Below are 20212 nucleotides of genomic sequence, written 5' to 3'. Positions count from 1 at the left end.
CTTAGTTCTTTAAGGAGAACTTGATGGCAGCCAAAACAGTCCAACTTGATATTGTTAGTGCAGAAGACAGCATCTACCACGGCGAAGTGAGCTTTTTTGAAGTGAACGGCGCTGAAGGTGAGTTAGGTATTATGCCTAACCACGTTGCTCTACTAACAAAAATCAAGCCTGGTATGGCGCGCTTTATCAAGCAAGATGGTAGTGAAGAAGTGTTGTACCTTTCTGGTGGTTTACTAGAAGTACAACCTACTGCAATCTCAGTACTTGCTGATGTAGCATTACGTGCCGATGATATTGATGAAAAAGCCGCTTTAGAAGCGAAAGAACGTGCAGAGCAAGCTATTGCTAATGCTGGCGCCGACTTTAACTACGAAGCCGCAGCTATTGAATTGGCCAAGTCTTTGGCTCAATTAAAAGTAGTTGAAACCATCAAGAAAAATATCACCAGATAATCTGATTATTTGACACAATAAAAGGCGACTCGTTATGAGTCGCCTTTTTTATTGCTGAAATACCATATTAAGAGTTTTTTTATTTATACCCGTCAGGATAAATAAGTGATCAGAGAGTGCTGATTGGTATTAGCATGGGATTAAGCTAAAATAGCGCCAATTTGAATTCATCTTGTTTGAAGGGACTAATTATGTCGTTAAATGTTGTTATCTTAGCCGCAGGCAAAGGAACTCGCATGCGCTCAGATTTACCTAAAGTGCTGCATCCTATTGCCCATAAAAGTATGGTTCAGCATGTTATCGACACTGCTAACTCATTAGGAGCGCAAGCCATTCAACTAGTGTATGGCTACGGCGCCGACAAATTAAAGGCAACACTCGGTGAACAAGCACTTAATTGGGTGTTACAAGCAGAGCAGCTCGGTACCGGGCACGCTGTCGCTCAAGCCAACTCAAACATCAACGACGACGATACCGTGCTTATTCTTTACGGTGATGTTCCACTTATTCAACAATCTACATTAGAGACACTGTTAGCGGCTCGCTCAGCAAATGGATTAGCCATTTTAACGGTCAATTTGCCTAACCCAACCGGTTACGGCCGTATTGTGAGAGAGTCAGGTAAAGTGGTTGGCATTGTAGAGCAAAAAGATGCTAACGCAGAACAGCTCACCATCACTGAAGTTAACACAGGTATTATGGCCGTACCTGGCAAGCAGTTAAAAGCCTGGTTGAGCCGGTTATCAAACAACAACGCACAAGGCGAATATTACTTAACCGATATTATTGCAATGGCGAATGCAGATGGTGTTGATATTACAACCTCACAACCGCAATCGGCAATTGAAGTTGAAGGTGCCAATAATCGTGTACAATTAGCACAGTTAGAGCGTGCATACCAAGCTCGTGCAGCTGAAAAGCTCATGCTAGAGGGTGCCAATTTACGCGATCCTGCCCGTATTGATATTCGCGGTGATGTCAGCGTGGGTATGGATGTGATGATTGATGTTAATGTCATTTTTCAAGGTAAGGTTACTTTAGGTAATAACGTTACCATTGGCGCAGGCGCTATTTTAATTGATTGTGACATTGCTGATAACGCAGAAATTAAACCTTATACCATTGTTGAAGGCGCAAAACTTGGCCAAGCAGCAAGTGCAGGGCCTTTTGCCCGTTTGCGCCCAGGTGCAGAGCTTAAACAAGATGCACACATTGGTAATTTTGTTGAAATCAAAAAATCAGTATTAGGTGTTGGCTCCAAAGCAGGCCATTTAGCCTATCTTGGCGATGCTGTTATTGGCGCTGGTGTCAACATAGGAGCTGGTACCATTACCTGTAACTACGACGGCGCTAACAAGTTTGTTACCACCATAGAAGATGGCGTATTTGTCGGCAGTGATACCCAATTAGTTGCGCCAGTCACCATAGGTAAAAACGCGACATTAGGTGCCGGTTCTACTATCACTAAAGATGTTGCAGCAGATGAACTGGTTATTACCCGGGTAAAACAACGTCATATCACAGGTTGGCAACGTCCTGTAAAAATTAAAAAGTAACATTTTAAACCCTTCTAAAATGTAACCATAAAAACCTCTGCTTATCACAGAGGTTTTTTTGTACTTTTATTTCAATTTGAATCATTCAGATCTAGATAAAGTTTCATTTGATGTTAAAATATCTTTCGTTTCGAAACTTATGTGAAAGATTTTTAATCAAATGACCAAACGTAATACTCAACAACGTCGCCATTCGATCATTAAATTGGTTAACGAGCAAGGTGAAGTCAGTGTCGATGAACTGGCCAGTTTGTTCGCGACCTCAGAAGTCACTATTCGTAAAGATTTAGCCATGCTTGAAACTCATGGTTTATTGCTACGTCGTTATGGTGGGGCCGTTCCTGTTCCTCAAGAAATGACCCAAATAGCAAACGAAACATTGTCGTTGAACAAACAAGCCATTGCAGCAAAAGCCGCTGAGCTCATTCGCGATCATAACCGAATCATAATAGACAGTGGCAGTACCACATCGGGGATAGTGCAACAGCTTAATGATAAGCGTGGCCTAGTGGTGATGACAAACTCATTGCAACTAGCCAATGCCATACACGAACTTGAAAACGAACCGACATTATTGATGACCGGTGGTACCTGGGATCCGCATTCAGAGTCTTTTCAGGGCCAGGTGGCAGAGCAAGTATTACGTTCATATAACTTCGACCAATTATTTATCGGTGCAGACGGCATCGATCTTGATCGTGGAACCACCACATTTAATGAACTCACCGGACTCAGTAAAGTGATGGCCGAAATGTCACGTGAAGTGGTGGTGCTATTAGAGTCGACCAAAATAGGCCGGCGGATCCCCAACCTGGAACTGCCGTGGGATGTGGTGAATGTGTTAGTTACTGACGACAACATTAGCCCGCAAGCCGTAGAAACTATTTCAGCACATGGCGTAAAAGTGATACTTGCGCCATATGCAAACTAAATTAATTTAATATCTAATATCGTAAAGGAAAATAACATGTGTGGAATCGTAGGCGCTGTTGCGCAAAGGGATGTTGCAGAAATTTTAGTAGAAGGCCTTCGTCGCCTTGAATACCGCGGTTATGACTCTGCGGGTGTTGCTGTCATTAATCAAGGTGAATTAAGCCGCACTCGCCGTTTAGGCAAAGTACAAGAGTTATCATCAGCACTAGACGCCGCGCCACTGGCTGGCGGCACAGGTATTGCTCACACTCGCTGGGCAACTCATGGTGAACCAAGTGAGCGTAATGCTCACCCGCATTTATCTGAGGGTGACATTGCCGTAGTACACAACGGTATTATTGAAAACCACAACAAGCTACGTGAAATGCTTAAAGGCTTAGGTTATGTGTTTTCATCAGACACAGACACCGAAGTTATATGTCACTTAGTACATCACGAGCTTAAAACAGCTGGCAGTTTATTGGCCGCAGTGCAGGCTACCGTAAAACAACTCGAAGGCGCATACGGTACAGTGGTTATCGACCGTCGTGACAGTGAGCGTATGGTTGTGGCTCGAAGTGGTAGCCCGCTAGTGATTGGTTTTGGTTTAGGTGAAAACTTTGTTGCCTCAGATCAATTAGCCTTACTGCCTGTAACTCGCTCATTTGCCTTTTTAGAAGAGGGCGATGTCGCTGAAGTGACGCGTCGCGAAGTCAACATTTTTGACCTTAACGGCAGCCCTGTTAAGCGTGAAGTAAAAGAATCTGAAGTGACCCATGACGCCGGTGATAAAGGCGAATACCGTCACTATATGCTAAAAGAGATTTACGAGCAGCCAACCGCTATTGCCCACACTTTAGAAGGCCGTATAGCGGGCGGAAAAGTACTAGATTCTGCATTTGGTGAAAACGCCGCAGAATTGTTAAAAGACATTAAACACGTACAAATTATTGCCTGTGGTACCAGTTACCATGCAGGTATGGCAGCGCGCTACTGGTTAGAAGACTGGGCAGGCGTATCGTGTAACGTTGAAATTGCATCAGAATTCCGTTACCGCAAATCGCATTTATTCCCAAACAGCCTATTAGTGACTATTTCACAGTCAGGTGAAACAGCCGACACATTAGCAGCAATGCGCTTAGCAAAAGAGATGGGTTACAAAGCCACATTAACCATCTGTAACTCACAAGGTTCGTCATTAGTACGCGAATCAGACATGGCGTATATGATGAAAGCCGGCGCTGAAATTGGCGTAGCCTCAACCAAAGCCTTTACCGTGCAACTTGCAGGTTTGTTAATGTTGACCACAGTTATTGGTCGTCATAATGGCATGTCTAGCGAAATGGAAGCTGCAATTACTCAAAGCTTACTGTCAATGCCCGCTAAGGTTGAGCAAGCACTAGGGTTAGACGATGCGATTGCTGAATTAGCAGAAGATTTCGCCGACAAGCACCACGCGTTATTCTTAGGTCGTGGCGATCAATACCCAATCGCAATGGAAGGCGCGTTAAAGCTGAAAGAAATTTCGTACATTCACGCAGAAGCGTACGCCTCAGGCGAGTTAAAACACGGCCCATTAGCACTTATTGATGCCGACATGCCAGTGATTGTGGTTGCACCAAATAATGAGTTACTTGAGAAGCTTAAATCTAACGTTGAAGAAGTACGTGCCCGCGGCGGCTTAATGTATGTATTTGCTGATGTCGATGCTGAGTTTGAATCAGACGACACCATGAAAGTCATCCCAGTACCACATTGTGATGAGTTTATGGCACCACTGATTTACACCATTCCATTACAATTATTGTCATACCATGTGGCATTAATTAAAGGTACTGATGTAGACCAACCACGTAACCTAGCTAAGTCGGTTACTGTTGAGTAAGGTGTTGATTTGTTATAAAAAAAGGCTTCTTTGAAGCCTTTTTTTATTTTCTAATAAAGAACGAAAATTATTATGGTATTTGATATTTTTCTGCTAACTTGAAAATGGAGTGACATTAATCATTAACATGAGGTCGATGAGATGGATTTTATTGAACGAATAGATGTTTTATCAAAAAGGATTCCTCAAATAGCTGCCAGTTTGCAAACTGAAGAAGCCACTAAAAATGCGTTGATCATGCCATTTTTACATACAGTGTTAGGTTATGATGTTTTTAATCCCAACGAGGTAATCCCCGAGTTTACTGCCGATATAGCAACTAAAAAAGGTGAAAAAGTAGACTATGCATTAGTTAAGGATGGTGAAGTACAAATTCTCATCGAATGCAAAAAATATGGTGAAAAGTTATCAATTAAACATGCTGGGCAGCTTTTTAGGTATTTTTCGGTTACAAACTCTCGTTTGGCCATTTTAACAAATGGCACAGAATATCAATTTTTTACCGATCTTGATGCACCTAATAAGATGGATGAAAAACCATTTTTAACCTTAGATTTATTAAATATTGATGAACATTTAGTACCTGAGCTTAAGAAGCTTACAAAATCGTCATTTGATGTTGAGTCTATAGTGAGTGCTGCTGGTGAGCTTAAATATCTAAATCAAGTAAAAAAATTGCTAAATGAGCAATTTAAAGATCCAGAAGAAGAGTTTATTAAATTTTTCGCAGCAAGAGCATACGACGGTGTTCTAACACCTAAAGTTAAGCAACAATTCACTGAAATAACTAAAAAAGCCTTAAGACAATTTCTTAGTGATAGTATTAATGACAGGTTGAAATCAGCAATAGGAAGTGAACAGGTTTCAAAAGTGGATGAAGAAATTCCTAATGCTCAAGATGATGATAAACCTAAAATTATTACTACTAATGATGAAGTTGAAGGTTTTAATATCGTTAAAGCTATATTAAGACAAAAAGTAGATGCTACAAGAATTATAGCAAGAGATACTCAAAGTTATTTTGGTGTATTACTGGACGATAATAATCGTAAACCTTTATGTCGCCTACACTTTAATGCGAAACAAAAATATCTTGGTGTATTTGACGTTGATAAAAATGAAACTAGGCATCCGATAGACACTCTTGATCAGATATTTGATTTTAGTGAAGTATTATTACAAACGATTACATTTTATGAATAGGTGTTAGCTTAATTTCTTATTATTTTTAAGCTGCTTATTGGTTTATTAAAAAGCGATAGTTAGTGGGGTATCGCATCAATGTTAGTTGTCTTTGTATGGTACAGGACTCTGAGGTCTGTTTTATTTATTGGCTCGGTTTTTTACTCTTTAGATTGTAAAAAACCGAATCAATAACGTTATGGTATTAAAACAGTGCTAACTCCAACGATAGTATTTTAACTTTTTACGTATTTTTAAACGGCGAATTAAATTAAACGGTTTTGCTTTTAAATGATCAGTGCCTGAAGCGACAAGTTTATCAATCGCGTCTAATGTTCTTTCACTCGACAAACCATCTTGGTAGGGATGAATCGCATTACAATGAGTGGTGATATTTTGTAAAAGCGTTTCACTGCGTTGAAATGCGTTGTCTAGCATGTTTTCGAGTTGGTCTGCTTGTTGAAAATTGATCATCCACTCTTCTGGGCGGCGGTTATTGAACGCCACAACGGCTTTTTCTTGTAATGCGAATTCAGCGAGTATTGACGAAGTATCTGACAATAAAACATCTGCTGCTTGCAATAGCGGTATCACATCGCCGGTTTCAATAAACTGCAACTTGTCACTTGTTAAGCCTTTAAACATTTCAATTTCTTCAGCGGTTGCTTTGGGATGCAGTTTAACAATCCATTGCCAATCTCTGCTTTGAGCCAATTGCTTTATATAAGGATATAACGCATAAGTGCTGGTTAGGCTGGGTGAAAACGTTGGCGCATACAAAATAACAGGTTTATCTGATTTAAATTGATGTGTATCAGGGTGTAATGAAAATAATGGATCAAGTTTTGACCAACCGGTTTCAACTACCTCACAAGTACCATCATTGATTGAGCTAAAACCTTGGGTAATGTTTGGCCCTTGAGTGCAATATAAATCAAAAAAGCCTCGAATATTAAATTTGCCTTTTTTGCCGGAGTCAAAACCATGAAAAACTTGTACTTTTACTCCAGGGAAAAAGTCAGGTATAAAATTACCCGGTGCAAGTGTTGCGTGAGGATTAAATTGTTTCACCTGGTATACATCGAGTAAACGCAGATCATCAACCTTAAGAAACTTTTCAGCTTCACTACCCTTAGGGATAAACCACGCCACTTTACCGCCGCGTTTATTTATCGCTTTTTCTAATGGTCTAAGTACGCTAAAAGAGTATGACAAGGTTACATAAAATAAATAGCGCATTTGATTATCTGTCTTACTGTTATTATCTACCTGATTTAACATGTTTTAATCCTACATTGCCTATAACAATAATTGCTTATTACCAAACGCGAGCAACCAAGCCTTTAAGGTAATACCCCTCAGGGAATGCGCTACTTATTGGGTGATCGCTTGCTTGATGCATACGTTCAACAAATTGCACTTCTCGTTTGGCATCTAATGCTGCATCAGCAACGACTTTCTGGAATAACTCTGACTGCATTAAGCCTGAACATGAGAAGGTGAGTAGTATGCCGCCTGGATTAAGTAACTGCATGGCAATCATATTGATGTCTTTGTAGCCACGACATGCACCATCTAACTGTGATTTATTATCCGCAAATTTAGGTGGATCGAGTACGATAACATCGAAGGTTTTACCTTCATCGCGGTATTGGCGCAGTAGTTTAAATACGTCGGCTTCGTTGTAATTTACATGGTCATCATTAAGGTTGTTAATGGCCATATTGTCACGCGCGGTTTGCAGTGCTAAACCTGACACATCAACGTTTTCAATACTGGCCGCCCCCGCTTTAGCTGCATACAAACCAAAGGTGCCTGTGTAACAAAAACAGTTAAGTACCGATTTACCTTTAACAAAACGAGCCGCCATTGCGCGGTTGTCGCGTTGGTCTAAATAAAAACCGGTTTTATGGCCTTTTACGACATCGACTGCGATTTTAATGCCGTTTTCTTCAATGATGACTGGCATTGGTGATAGTTCACCGTGCAGTAGCCCCATTACTGGCGCTAAGCCTTCTTTTTTACGAGAATCGACATCTGAGCGTTCATACACGGCGCAATCTGGATATTGCTGCACGAGTTGCTCAACAATAGTGTCGCGCCACTTTTCTGCACCGGCACTGAGGAGTTGGCATACAAGCACATTGGCATAACGGTCAATGGTGATACCGGGTAGCCCATCTGACTCGGCCGCAATAAGGCGATACCCGGTTAACCCTTGTTCGCGGATTAAATCATCACGTCCAGCTTGAGCGCGTTTAATGCGTCTTGCAAAAAAGTCGCCGTCAATTTCTTCTTGTTTATCGAAGGTCCATACCCTGACTTGAATTTGCGACTCGGGCGACCAGGCTCCCCGTCCTAACCAGCGTCCATCGTGTGCCACTACATCAACGGTATCACCTGCTTGAGGTTTACCACCATTAACATTATGTATGCCGTTGGAAAAGACCCAAGGGTGACGACGATCGAGTGAGCGTTCGCGGCCGGGTTTAAGTTTAATTCTGATAGCCATGGTGTTGCCTAATGTCGATAAAAAGTGAATAACGTTTTCGCAATGCCACTCATCTTTGTCTTTGTGACGCGTGATGAAATAAGCCTATAGCGACGAGTGCAGATCATAGCGTGTTTTGGGGGTAAAAACCTGACAAATCATCATTAATAAGTGGAGTTTTTTTGTTGCGGCTAGGGTTTTATTCCCAATCAAAGCGAAATACGTATCTTCAGGTTGATTGGGCATTGTTGCGGTTATTTGAGGCTAATCCTGACAAATATCAGTTTATTCATTTTATGTGATACAGGCCCTGTAAACTAAATAGTAATAATTTGCATTAACATAAACGTTATGTATAATCCCCATAAAATTTACACTGCTTTACATAAGTTTACGATATTATTCACATTGACCTATCAGGATAAAAAATGAAAAAAACGTTAATTGCGGCAACTTTATTAAGCCTGTTTTCTAGCCAATACGCTACGGCATCTGACGAAACAACCGAATTACGCCAAATCATTGAACAGCAACAAAAAGTGTTGAAAGATCTTGAAAAGCGCCTTGAACAAACTGAAAAACGAGTAGAAACAACTGCTGATGTTGTTGAGTCTACCGCGTCTAGCAAGTCTGCTACCACTATTGGTGGCTATGGTGAATTGCACTATAACAACATTACTGATAACAAAACCGGTACCGATAAAAAAGAATTCGACTTTCACCGCTTTGTATTATTTGTTGGCCATGAGTTTAATAGCACAACCCGTTTTTTCTCTGAGCTAGAAGTTGAACATTCATTAGCGGGTGAAGGTAAAAAAGGTGAAGTTGAGTTAGAGCAAGCTTATATTGAGCATGACTTTAATGAGATGTACACAGGTAAAGCGGGTCTATTTTTAATGCCAGTGGGTATTATCAACGAAACTCATGAGCCGAATACGTTTTATGGTGTTGAGCGTAACCCAGTTGAAAAAGACATTATCCCTGCAACATGGTGGGAAGCTGGTTTAACGCTTAATGTGAAAGCCGCTCCAGGTTTAGCGTTTGATACGGCCGTAACCTCTGGTTTGTATTTAGACCAAAGCTCGGGTTATAAAATCCGTAATGGTCGTCAAAAAGTATCTGAAGCCAAAGGTGAAGATTTAGCCTACAGCGGCCGTGTTAAATACACTGCCGTACCGGGTTTAGAGCTAGCGGCTACTGTGCAATACCAATCAGATTTAACTCAAGGTGAAGCGGGCGTTGATACTGCATCTGCAACCTTATTAACGGCACATGCTATTTACAGCATTGAAAACTTTACCGTTAAAGCATTATTTGCGCAGTGGGACATCGACGGCCAAGAAGCTGAAGCATTAGGCCGCGATAAGCAAAATGGTTTCTATATTGAACCAGCTTACCGCATTAACGATCAGTTTGGTGTATTTGCGCGATACAACGAGTGGGACAACAATGCAGGTAACAGTGCAGAAACTAAGAAAAAGCAAACTAACGTAGGTGTGAACTACTGGTTACACGAAAACGTAGTCTTTAAAGCTGACTTTGAAAAAATCACTGGTGCAGCAGATTCGGACGGCTTTAACCTAGGTGTTGGTTATCAGTTCTAAATACTGATAAGTGTTAACGCCATTTATCGGTAAATCGATTATCGATAATAATTTGGGTGCCAACAGTGTATATTGTCGGCACCCTTATTTTTAATTGTTTATGGATGGTATGCGCTAATGTTTCGTTTCGCTTTAGTCTTTTTAATACTGTTATTTTTAGGGTATCTTCCAACGCACAAAGCACACGCTGCCACTCAATATCAGTCAAATGATGCATTTATAAGCCAGGCATTTAACGGCAATAGTGGTGAGGCTAAGGTGTTATGGCTCGATGATGATTTAAAGCAAGCGGTAGAGGCTATTTTAGCGCATCGATTTAATAAAATGCGCGTACGTTATTGGCTGCACAATAATGAAACCGTGTGGATTATGGATGAAATTGGTAAAGAATCGCCGATTACTGTTGGTATTCACGTAAAAGATCAGCAAATTGCTCAAACCAAAGTATTGGTGTACCGAGAAAGCCGTGGTGATGAAGTTCGCCATGATTTTTTTACCGATCAATTTAAAGCGGCCAAGTTAACTGAACAACATCAACTCGATAAACACATTGACGGTATCACAGGGGCAACCTTGTCGGTAAGAGCATTAACAAAACTGTCGCGTATTGCGCTGTTGCTTGATGCCCATATTAATCAATAAGCCATGTTAAGCAGGTTAGCGTGACAACTCCCTATCGAAAAAACACACTCCGTATCAGATTTTTACGTATGCTTCGCCCTTGGCATCGCCGTTTAGGCTTGGCGAGTGCATTATTTATTTTATTGTTAACGTTAACGGGTGTGGCGATTAATCACAGCGACGACTTGGGGTTAGATAAAACGGGGGTGACTCAGGCATGGTTACTGGATTATTACGGCATTGCTGCACCTAAGCATGTTGCTCAATTTGGTCACGGCCCTTCCGCGTTATACATTACCGACAACTTATTGTGGCAAAACCAACAAATGATTTTAGAAGCGGCCGACACACTGATCAGCGCCGCTTACACCAGTAATATGCTGGTGGCAATTGATGCCCAACAGTTATATTTATTTGATAAGCACGGCCAATTACAAGAAACCCAAAATACTAGTACAGGTCTTCCGCCTGGGTTATTCGCGCTGGCCATAATTGATGACCGGGTATGGCTAAATACAGAAAATGGAGTATTTAAAGCCGACGAACAACTCATTGAATGGCAAGAAGTTAGCGCATTGACAACGCCTGTTGTCTGGTTGAATAAAAGCGATACTTTGGATACCGACATCATTAATCTGGCCCGTAGTGCTAACTTGAGCTGGCAACGGGTGATGCTTGATTTGCACAGCGGGCGCTTGTTTGGTCATTTAACAATATGGCTGTGGGACTTGTTTGCCCTAGCACTATTGATGGTATCGTTGAGCGGTTTTTGGATTTGGCTTAAGCAAAAACCGCCAAGGTAGTTAATATGATTAATGGGTGTTCAATACTTTTGAGTGTTAATAATAAACGCTGAGCTTGAATGTTAATTGTTCATATAAATGTCACGCTCTAAAACTCTAGCTTAAAAAAGAGCGTAAATTGCAATTGAATTGCCTATGCGCTTTTCGTTTAACATACTAGTGTTAGTTGAACTCTTCGTGCTGCGTTTGTTGACCATTTATACGGCGTTATCGATTTACTACACCTCAAAGTCTCATCTTGTATAAGTGGCCAATAATTCGTAATCACAACCTTGAAAGTTTAACAGGTCTCAATATAAAACAGGGTGATGTTTTTGGCATCACCCTGTTTTTGAGCAAGGATATTATTGATTTAAATTTTAAGCGCTAGGAATAGCTTCATCACCTTTACGAGCGAATGAGGCGGTTTTTTTAAACACAAACCGATTGGTGAATAATGCAAAGCCGATACAGGCAATTAATGTAACTGGCATTAAGTGAATGTAATGCAAGGTTACAAAAAACGGTGAAAATTCAAATGTCATCGAAGCGTATAACAATACGCCCATAATAACCGCCGCAATACCGGCACGAGCATCAATATTTTTAAACAGTAAACCCACAATAAATATCGATAAAATTGGCATGCTGAGTAAACCATTTAATTGCTGTAGTAGGTTGATGATACTTTCAGCTTGTTGGTAAATAGGCACTAATACTAATGTGAGTGTGCTTAATAATAATGTAACCCAACCACTTAGCTTAACGACGTTAGGGTCTTTTTTGATGTAGGTTTCGTGAATATCACATACATACAGGGCGGTTGCTGAGTTAAGCAAGCTATTGTAAGTCGACAATACGGCTGCTGCCATTGCTGCGGCAAATACGCCAGTTAACCAGGTTGGCATGACATCACCCACAATACGGCCATAGGCAGCATCACCAATATCACCGTAGAGTTTGTACGACACTATGCCTGGGATCACCACAATAGCCGGTACAATTAAAATACGAATACCAGCGGCTGCAAATACCCCTTTTTGAGCTTCTTTTAGTGTGGGAGCTGCCATTGCGCGTTGGGTAATGGTTTGGTTTGTGCCCCAATAATACATTTGAATAAAAATCATGCCGGTAAGCAATGTATGCCAAGGTAAAGGCGAGTCATTGTCACCAATAAAAGTTAAGCGCTCTGCTGGAATGTCGCTAAAGTCAAAGTTAATGGCTTGCAGCGATAAAAACACGACCAACATTGCCATGCTAAGTAACAACACGCCAGAATAAGTGTCAGAAACCGCAACGGCTCTTAATCCACCAAAGAAAGCATATATTGCACCTAACACAGTAAAGCCGACAGCGATGTACATTAGCGGTATGTTGACGTTAAACATGGTTTGCATAAATAGCGCCCCAGAGTAAATCACCGCAGGCATATAAATAAAGGCATTGCCAAGCAAAAAGATGCTGCCAATAACGGCTCTTATGTGTTTGTTGTTGTATCGTTTTTCTAGTAATTCGGTGGTGGTAGTACAGTTGTAACGGTAGTAAACGGGTAAAAACACTTTAGCTAAAATAATTAAGCCTATAACAGCTGAGAATTCCCACCAGGCAAGTAATGCCATTTGGTTACCGTTCATCCCCACGAGTTGGTCAGTACTTAAGTTAGTTAAGGTGATTGAGCCGGCAACAAATACCCAGCTTAAGCCTCCACCAGCTAAAAAGTATTCTTTATTTTGCGTACTCTGTTGGCGGTTGGCTCCGCGACATTTTATGTAAGTTAATAAACCAATAATTGCCGTGACCAGGGCAAATACCGATAATTGGATCATGTTTTCAGACATTGTTTTTCCTTTCCCAATAAGGTGTTGGGTATTGTTATGCTGCCGTTGAGTTTTTACTGACTTCTAGTTTTATACTTTTTATTGGCGTTAACGTTTGGATCTTGTTGTGCTTTTTGATGAGTGCGTTTAGTTGAAATAGCGACATCAACATTGATTGTATTGGTGCTAAATAGCCTTTTTGATGCAGCTCAAATAAGGTGTCTTTATTAAGCGATTGCAGTTTGTCTTCGTCGATGGTGTACAGGCCAGATAAACTCGGTGTGTTGCCATTTTGCTGTTGGATTAAAATATTTATTGGGCGTAATAAACCGAGTTGGTTGATGTAGTGGCTAAATTCCTGGGTGCGAATATCATTTTTGATGTCGGCTTCAAGTAACGTTTTTACTCTGGATAAATGCAGTGATGCTTTGCCATTGGTTTCAAAAATAGGCTGACCGCTGGTGGTTGAAAACACAGAGTGTGCCTCATCTATCCCTATGGTGTATTGCTGTGGGTTTTCTGGTGATTTCATCAAGAAAAACGGAAATGTTTGCATGTTGGCGGGTGTGTGCAATGCGGTCCACTGGCCTTGATCAATAAACAAATTACAGCCTTGCTCAAAACTGGTAAAACCGGTTAACACCCATTGGCCATTTTGGCTGTTGCGCACATAAAAAATAGGCATGCAACAAGCCGCTTGGCTGACTTCGGTTACACGTAAATTCATGATGTTTTGTTGTTGGGCAAACTGAATGGCACAGTCGTCTGCTATGCGTAACTCTTGATGTTGTTGTGGCGTTAATTCTGTCAGTGTTTTCATATTATTATTCTACTGTTGAGAGTGAGATAACCATTGTTCTATAAAGTCACGATGAGGCGGCAAGGTATTGAGCATTTGCTGCGTGAGTTGAACATTGCGGTTTAAAATTTGCGACGCCTGCGCGTGCTGTTGGTAAAGATGGGCGTGCTGAGTGTAATCTGGCGTAAACTCCATGCCGTAAAGCACATACTGATAACTGGCAGCGGGGAACAACTCGTTAGGGCCGTTAAAGTCTTTGCTTGTTGGGCCTCTAAATGCCCACATGCTTAAATCGTCTTGTAAACTTTGCGGTATAGACTCTGGGTTGCAGTGTGCTTGCCAATATGGCTCTGGGCGTTTGGTAAGCATGTAGTGCAGTTTTAAAAAGTCGACGATTCGGCTCCAACGATAATCCATTTGCTGGTTAAAACGCTTGGCCGTTAATGCCATTACACTGTCGTTAACGGGTAAATTTTCTGCGATGTAGCGGGCTGAAATTTCAATCAACATAATCGCGGTTGCTTCAAGTGGTTCTACAAATCCTGCTGCCATACCCACGGCAACGCAGTTTTTTTGCCAAAAACGTTCACGGTGGCCGCTTTCATAGCGAATTTTTTTGGCCATTAAGCCTTCTGCTTGAGGGCCAATGTAGCGTCGTAAGTTAGCTTCTGCTTGCTCATCGCTCATAAAGCGGCTTGAGTAAACATGGCCCACACCGCGACGGTGAGTTAGCCCTATATCCCAAATCCAACCAGAGTCTTGTGCGGTGGCAATGGTGTGAGAGGCGATGGGGCTGTTGGCATTGTTGTATGGCACTTGCATTGCGATTGCGCGGTCATTAAATAACACGTGGTCAAGCTTAATAAACGGGACATTAAGGGTTTTGCCGAGCAGCAACGATGCAAACCCGGTGCAGTCGATAAATAAGTCACCTTCAATTGGCGCTTGATCAAGCAGTGTTACGCTGCTGATGTTTCCTTGGTTGTCGACATTGGCTTGGTCGACGGTGCCAATAATGTGATTAACGTTAAGCTGTGTTTTGCAGTGTTGTTTGAGCAGGTCGGCAAAAGCGCCAGCATCGAGGTGGTAGGCATAATTGCATGTGCCTTGATAATCACCCTCAGCCATACTGCGCGGCGCAAGGCCTGACTCACAAATAGCATGTTGAAAATTGGTTTGTTCGGCATAATCTTTAATATTATCAATATACGGCGCTAAATCGAGGCGACCATAGCCCAATGGGACTGTAAATGGATGATAATAAAAGTCGCCATTGCCATGCACCCAACTGACAAATTTTCCACCTTGCTTAAATGTGGCATGACACTTTCTGAATACTTCGCTTTCGTTTAGCCCTATTTGTTGCAGGGTATTTTTCATGGTTGGCCAGGTGCCTTCACCTACGCCAACAGTCGGAATATCTGACGACTCAATTAAGCTTATGTTTATCGCCTGATCTGTTTGACTTTTATGATGTGATGCAATGATTGCCGCGGTTAACCAGCCTGCTGTTCCGCCGCCCACAATGATTATTTTTTTTATTGCTTTTGCCATTGGGTTAACATCCTGTTTGCAATTGAGTGTTTAGACACTATCACAAGGTGAGGGTTGTTGGTTTGTTATAAACAAAAAGACAGGCGCGGTTGCACCTGTCTTTTTACGGTTTATAAATTAAAACTTGCCTCTAAACCCAACTGCATAACGAGAACCGTTGTCTTCAACCGAGTATATCTGGTTGGCGAAACGGCCTGTTTGCACTAACTCTTCTTCAGTGATGTTAATACCTTCAACAAATACTGAGATGTTTTCGTTGATATCGTAGCTCGCGCTAATATCCCACTGACCGAACGTTTCAGTGTTGATAGGTTCACCGTTAAAGCCGTTATCTAACTGACGTAAAAAGCCTTCGCGGTTGTTAAATGCAACACGTGCTTGCCAGTTATCTTGCTCATAAAACAGGATTAAGTTTTGTGAGTCGCCCAACCCTTCAAGCGCAAAGCTTTGTGTTGAGTTAGCATCAACTTTAACATTGCTGTCTACCACGGTTGCGTTAGCTGTAAAACCAAAGCCGTTTTCAAAAACGTGAGTTAATGCTATTTCATAACCGGTAATACGCGCTGACTCACCATTTTGTGGACGTGTAACAGTGTACACTTCAGATTGACCATTTAACTCTTCAGTTGTTGACACTACATCACTTGAACAAAGATCAGAGTTAGTGGTGCTACAGCCATAGTCAGGACCTGTACGGTCGGTCATTTGGTACGTTTCTTCACCGGTTAAGCTCACGATGAAATCGTCAACTTCTTTGCTGAAAAATGCAAAACTAAATAAGCTGGCATCATCGTAATACCATTCGTACGACACATCCCAGTTTTCTGAGCGGAATGGTTCTAGTGCTGGATTACCACCACTTGCTGTTAAGTTTTGACGACGAGGTTCGTTAAATGTCGTTGCTGGTGAAAGCTGTGACATTGTTGGACGCGTTAATGAATCGTATGCTGCAAAACGCAACACCATGTCATCTTGCAGATCTAACTTAATGTTTAAGCTTGGTAATAAGTTAGAGTAAGACGTGCCTTGGGTAATGTCTGACGCTGGGCCATAGATGTTAGCAAATAAGGTCGCGTCGCTAGTTGGTACTACGTCAGAGATGTAACTCTGTACCGCACTCACGTCGACATTGGTATTTGAATATCGAGCACCAAAGTCTACTGTTAACGGCATATCACCCACGTCATACACAAAGGTAAAGTTCATGTATAAGCTGCTGATATCTTCGTTAATGGTATAACGGTTGTTTTGCAATGTTGGAACGATTGGGTAGCCTTCTGCGGCTAAGTAGTCGACCATTGCATCACCGTCGTAGGTGTAGAATGTGTCAATCAAACCAGAGAAATAGTTATTAGCGGTATAAGGTCTAAAATCAATCGCATCTAAAGGTGCTTCGGTGCCGTAACCACAGAACTGACATTGGTTACCAAAAATTTGATAACTCGATTTTTCACGCTCTTGACGATAAACACCGAATTTAGCTTTGGTGAATACTAATGAGTCAGGTGTGTATTCAAAATCCGCTTTGAATTCAGTTATCTCGTCTTCATCGCTAAACTGATTACCTTTTTCATTGTAATGTAAGCGAGCTAGGCTGGCATCAGGTAGGCTGCCATTATCGAAACCATCATGTACAACCGTTGGTACGCCACCGGTACCATCAAATTCGTAACTATTGATCATACCCACAACGTTAAAGCGGTCACGACCAGCGCGATCGTTTTCAGCATTTGAGTTTGATACATCAAAGTTGGCTTTTAGTTGGTCGTTTATATCCCATTTTACGTTTAAACCAACACCACTGTTGGTAACATCGCGAGAGTTACGAGTGTGCGATACAAAGTCGGTTGCTGGATCACCACTGCCTTGGTGTAACCCCACATCTTGAGTGAAGGTTAATAATGTACCGGTTGCTGGGTCAATTGTGGCACTGCCGACGCGATCGGGTTCAAACCAAGAGGCTAAATCGGTAACTTGTGAGTCGACTTCAAACTTAGAAATAAAGCCGTCTAAGGTAATGCTGACATCGTCAGAGGGTGCATATTGGAATACTAAACTAGCGTTAGTACGAGTACGCTCTTGTTCGTCAACGATTTGGTCCCAGTTACGTGGAATGTATGCGTTAGTAAATAATACGCCGTCACGTGAGTTAGAAATCGTTTGGCCGCCGCGCCAACCCGCAGTGTTAATTTGGTTAATTTGAACATCACGTTCTTGATGGCTCACTGCCAATAACACACCCATGGTTTCATCATTAAAGGTGTTACTGATTAAGCCTGAAACTGCTGGAGATACTTCTTCAGAAAGGCTTTCGTACATGCCTTTAACTGACCCGACGATTTGCAAGCCGCTATAATCAAACGGACGTGCTGTTGTGAGGTCGATAGTACCGCCAATGCCGCCTTCTTGCATGCTAGCATTGGTTGTTTTATATACGTTGGCGCCAGTGATTTGCTCGGCAGATAAGATGTCGAAGTTAAACTCACGACCTGCACTGTCAGTAGCCATTTGGCGGCCGTTAACCAGTACGGTGTTAAATTGTGGACCAAATCCACGAACAGTAACTGCCTGGCCTTCACCACCGCTACGGTCAATTGAAACACCTGTGATACGTTGCAATGATTCTGCTACGTTTAAGTCTGGAAATTTACCCAGATCTTCTGCCGAAATACCATCTGAAACCACTGACGCAGTTTTCTTGTCGGCCATTGAGTTTTTTAGACTGCTACGGATCCCTTTTACTGCGATGACTTCAATTTGCTCATTGGCTTGTGTATCAGCTTCTGCTGCAGTAACTCCGTGTACACTGCCAATTGCCCCAGCAATAGCAAGTGCTAACGTCGTCCTTTTGCCAAAAGTCGCGATTCCTTTTGTAGACATTTTTCTTCCCCCAGTTGATGTTGCTGCTTTTTTATAAATCTATTATTTTTTTAATAAGCTTATTTATCTTATAAATATAGTAATTAAGGCTAAATATCAACCTTTTCTTAACAATGTGATGCAGGTCGCTTAGTGTTTTTTAACTGTTTTTATGTGTTTTTAAGCATTAATTGCATAAGCGTTGCGGGTGCATTTGTTTTTAATGGTTTTTTATAGTTAATTTTCATAGCCTTGTGATCATCCGTTCTAGACAAACTAAATTTGACTCGCTCCAACACTTGTTGATGACTTGTTAATTAAGAACTGTGATTTCTGAAAAATAAACTGCCAAAAACAGACAGTTTATTTTCAGAAGTGTACTGGTTTTTGGTTTAGTTTTTAGGCGTTTTCATATCCCATGACATGCCTGTAGCATAGCGATGAGCAAATCCTTTCCAGGCGGGTGTTGGGTTGCCTTGGGTGTCTTGCTCGTTTGATTGACCTGTTAGTTGTAAAAATTCACATTTATCCTGTTGATTTTTAACATGGCAATCCATCATGGCTAATGCAAAGTGTTTATTGATTGTGTTGAGCTGAGTATTGCTCCAGGCTGGCTCAAAGTAATGGCCAAGGTCGATTTCATTTTTGTAAGCTATCTGTGGTGCTGGGTGAGGTGCTATGTTGTGACGCGCATTATGATAGGTGAGCATATAGGTGCTCTGTCCACCTGTGTGTTGATATAGCGACTGGATGCCTTTGTAACCTGAAATATCATCAAGATCACCAGAGACATATAATGTTGGGGTGGTAATTTTGACTAACGACTCAGCGCTAAAGAGTTGATAGTTTCCTCCCCAGGGGGCCATAGCTATCATGGCTTTCCATTTAGGATCTACTTTTGCGGGAGCCTTTTGCCCAGCCGCGCAGGTGTTAAGTAATTCAATTGCGCCATTAATCACGTTAAGATCTTGGCTACCAGTGAACGTGGCTGCAGTTTGTTGGTTGAATTGATAACAGCCGCCCACAGTATTTACGGCGCCATAACCGCCCATGGAGTAACCTATTAATCCTGCTCGTTGAGTGTCGATTATGCTGCTAACAAAGTTTTCTGTGCCACTAAAGTGGTCAAGGGTAAATTGTTGATCGCGTGATCGATTTAGTAAGGTGCTAAAAAATCCGCTAAAGGGTGCATTAACCATATCAACTTCTGCATTGGTTGAGTCGGTATGATCGAGTGCTGCAACCACATAACCATGGGAGGCTAAATGCTCTGCAAGGTAAAACATAATGGTGCGATAGCCGGTGTAGCCATGAGACAGCACCACTAATGGAAACGGTTGGCCGGTTAAGTTAACCACTTGTGCATCGCGAGTGGCATTACCTTGTAAGGCAAAAGGCAACCCTAAACGAGTTTCGTTAACGTAGGTCGCTTTGGGGGTATTCGTCGGGGTTTTATTGGTTGGATACCAGACTTCTACTGTGAGCTTGCGGTCTTCTACTGTTTGGGTATTTGGGTTGAACTGTTTTTTATTTACCAACTGAAGCGTTTTAACACCCACAGGGTATTGGCCTACTTGAGCTAATTCGGACAGAGCTTCTTTGGGCAGTAATGTAGGATAAAGTTGCTCAGGTTGAGGTGTTGCATTGATATTTGGTTTTTGTGTGTCTGCCATTACGGCCGAGGTAGTGCTTAACCAA

At 41.8% G+C, this 20212-nt stretch carries 15 protein-coding genes; 8 read left to right on the top strand and 7 right to left on the bottom strand.

Annotated features, from left to right (window positions below):
- Positions 1 to 23: 23 nt before the first annotated feature.
- The 5 genes from IEW93_RS14105 (at position 24) to IEW93_RS14085 (ending at position 6008) form a co-directional block, all read left to right on the top strand.
- On the top strand, positions 24 to 452 hold the full coding sequence (locus IEW93_RS14105) for a F0F1 ATP synthase subunit epsilon (RefSeq protein ID WP_188739948.1): 429 nt from the start codon (positions 24 to 26) through the stop codon (positions 450 to 452).
- A gap of 191 nt (positions 453 to 643) precedes the next feature.
- Complete coding sequence (gene glmU, locus IEW93_RS14100) at positions 644 to 2008, top strand: bifunctional UDP-N-acetylglucosamine diphosphorylase/glucosamine-1-phosphate N-acetyltransferase GlmU (RefSeq protein WP_188739947.1); 1365 nt, start codon at positions 644 to 646, stop codon at positions 2006 to 2008.
- 160 nt (positions 2009 to 2168) lie between these two features.
- Entirely contained in the window at positions 2169 to 2939 is a 771-nt protein-coding gene (locus tag IEW93_RS14095; protein ID WP_188739946.1) for a DeoR/GlpR family DNA-binding transcription regulator, read from the top strand.
- 36 nt (positions 2940 to 2975) lie between these two features.
- Positions 2976 to 4805 (top strand): glutamine--fructose-6-phosphate transaminase (isomerizing), encoded by a 1830-nt coding sequence (gene glmS / locus IEW93_RS14090; RefSeq protein ID WP_188739945.1) that lies wholly within the window; start codon positions 2976 to 2978, stop codon positions 4803 to 4805.
- Positions 4806 to 4946: 141 nt separating this feature from the next.
- The gene (locus IEW93_RS14085; protein ID WP_188739944.1) at positions 4947 to 6008 is read left to right on the top strand and encodes a type I restriction endonuclease; all 1062 of its coding nucleotides are present in this window, start codon (positions 4947 to 4949) and stop codon (positions 6006 to 6008) included.
- A gap of 195 nt (positions 6009 to 6203) precedes the next feature.
- On the opposite strand, the gene IEW93_RS14080 is transcribed toward IEW93_RS14085, so the two are convergent.
- Both IEW93_RS14080 and IEW93_RS14075 read right to left on the bottom strand, forming a co-directional pair.
- Positions 6204 to 7268 (bottom strand): CDP-glycerol glycerophosphotransferase family protein, encoded by a 1065-nt coding sequence (locus IEW93_RS14080; protein WP_188739943.1) that lies wholly within the window; start codon positions 7266 to 7268, stop codon positions 6204 to 6206.
- Positions 7269 to 7305: 37 nt separating this feature from the next.
- The gene (locus IEW93_RS14075) at positions 7306 to 8499 is read right to left on the bottom strand and encodes a class I SAM-dependent rRNA methyltransferase (RefSeq protein WP_188739942.1); all 1194 of its coding nucleotides are present in this window, start codon (positions 8497 to 8499) and stop codon (positions 7306 to 7308) included.
- Positions 8500 to 8906: 407 nt separating this feature from the next.
- On the opposite strand from IEW93_RS14075, the gene IEW93_RS14070 reads away from it, so the two are divergent.
- The 3 genes from IEW93_RS14070 (at position 8907) to IEW93_RS14060 (ending at position 11506) form a co-directional block, all read left to right on the top strand.
- Positions 8907 to 10082, top strand: coding sequence for a porin (locus tag IEW93_RS14070; RefSeq protein WP_188739941.1), 1176 nt, complete (start codon positions 8907 to 8909; stop codon positions 10080 to 10082).
- A gap of 117 nt (positions 10083 to 10199) precedes the next feature.
- Entirely contained in the window at positions 10200 to 10724 is a 525-nt protein-coding gene (locus IEW93_RS14065; RefSeq protein WP_188739940.1) for an FMN-binding protein, read from the top strand.
- A 20-nt stretch (positions 10725 to 10744) separates the two neighbouring features.
- Entirely contained in the window at positions 10745 to 11506 is a 762-nt protein-coding gene (locus tag IEW93_RS14060; RefSeq protein ID WP_229706694.1) for a PepSY-associated TM helix domain-containing protein, read from the top strand.
- A 359-nt stretch (positions 11507 to 11865) separates the two neighbouring features.
- Here IEW93_RS14060 and IEW93_RS14055 read toward each other — a convergent pair whose 3' ends face one another.
- The 5 genes from IEW93_RS14055 to IEW93_RS14035 form a co-directional block, all read right to left on the bottom strand.
- Positions 11866 to 13323, bottom strand: coding sequence for an SLC5 family protein (locus IEW93_RS14055; RefSeq protein WP_188739939.1), 1458 nt, complete (start codon positions 13321 to 13323; stop codon positions 11866 to 11868).
- A gap of 34 nt (positions 13324 to 13357) precedes the next feature.
- On the bottom strand, positions 13358 to 14122 hold the full coding sequence (locus IEW93_RS14050; protein ID WP_188739938.1) for a SapC family protein: 765 nt from the start codon (positions 14120 to 14122) through the stop codon (positions 13358 to 13360).
- A gap of 9 nt (positions 14123 to 14131) precedes the next feature.
- Positions 14132 to 15655, bottom strand: coding sequence for a tryptophan halogenase family protein (locus IEW93_RS14045; RefSeq protein ID WP_188739937.1), 1524 nt, complete (start codon positions 15653 to 15655; stop codon positions 14132 to 14134).
- 117 nt (positions 15656 to 15772) lie between these two features.
- Positions 15773 to 18535 carry a TonB-dependent receptor gene (locus tag IEW93_RS14040; RefSeq protein WP_188739936.1) on the bottom strand — a complete coding sequence of 921 codons (2763 nt, stop codon included), beginning with the start codon at positions 18533 to 18535 and terminating at the stop codon, positions 15773 to 15775.
- Positions 18536 to 18906: 371 nt separating this feature from the next.
- Entirely contained in the window at positions 18907 to 20187 is a 1281-nt protein-coding gene (locus IEW93_RS14035) for an alpha/beta hydrolase family protein (protein ID WP_188739935.1), read from the bottom strand.
- Positions 20188 to 20212: the final 25 nt, after the last annotated feature.

This window comes from Shewanella inventionis, from assembly GCF_014641855.1.
In the GTDB taxonomy this organism is placed as follows: Bacteria; Pseudomonadota; Gammaproteobacteria; order Enterobacterales; family Shewanellaceae; genus Shewanella; species Shewanella inventionis.
This window is presented reverse-complemented; position numbering and strand designations above follow the sequence as displayed.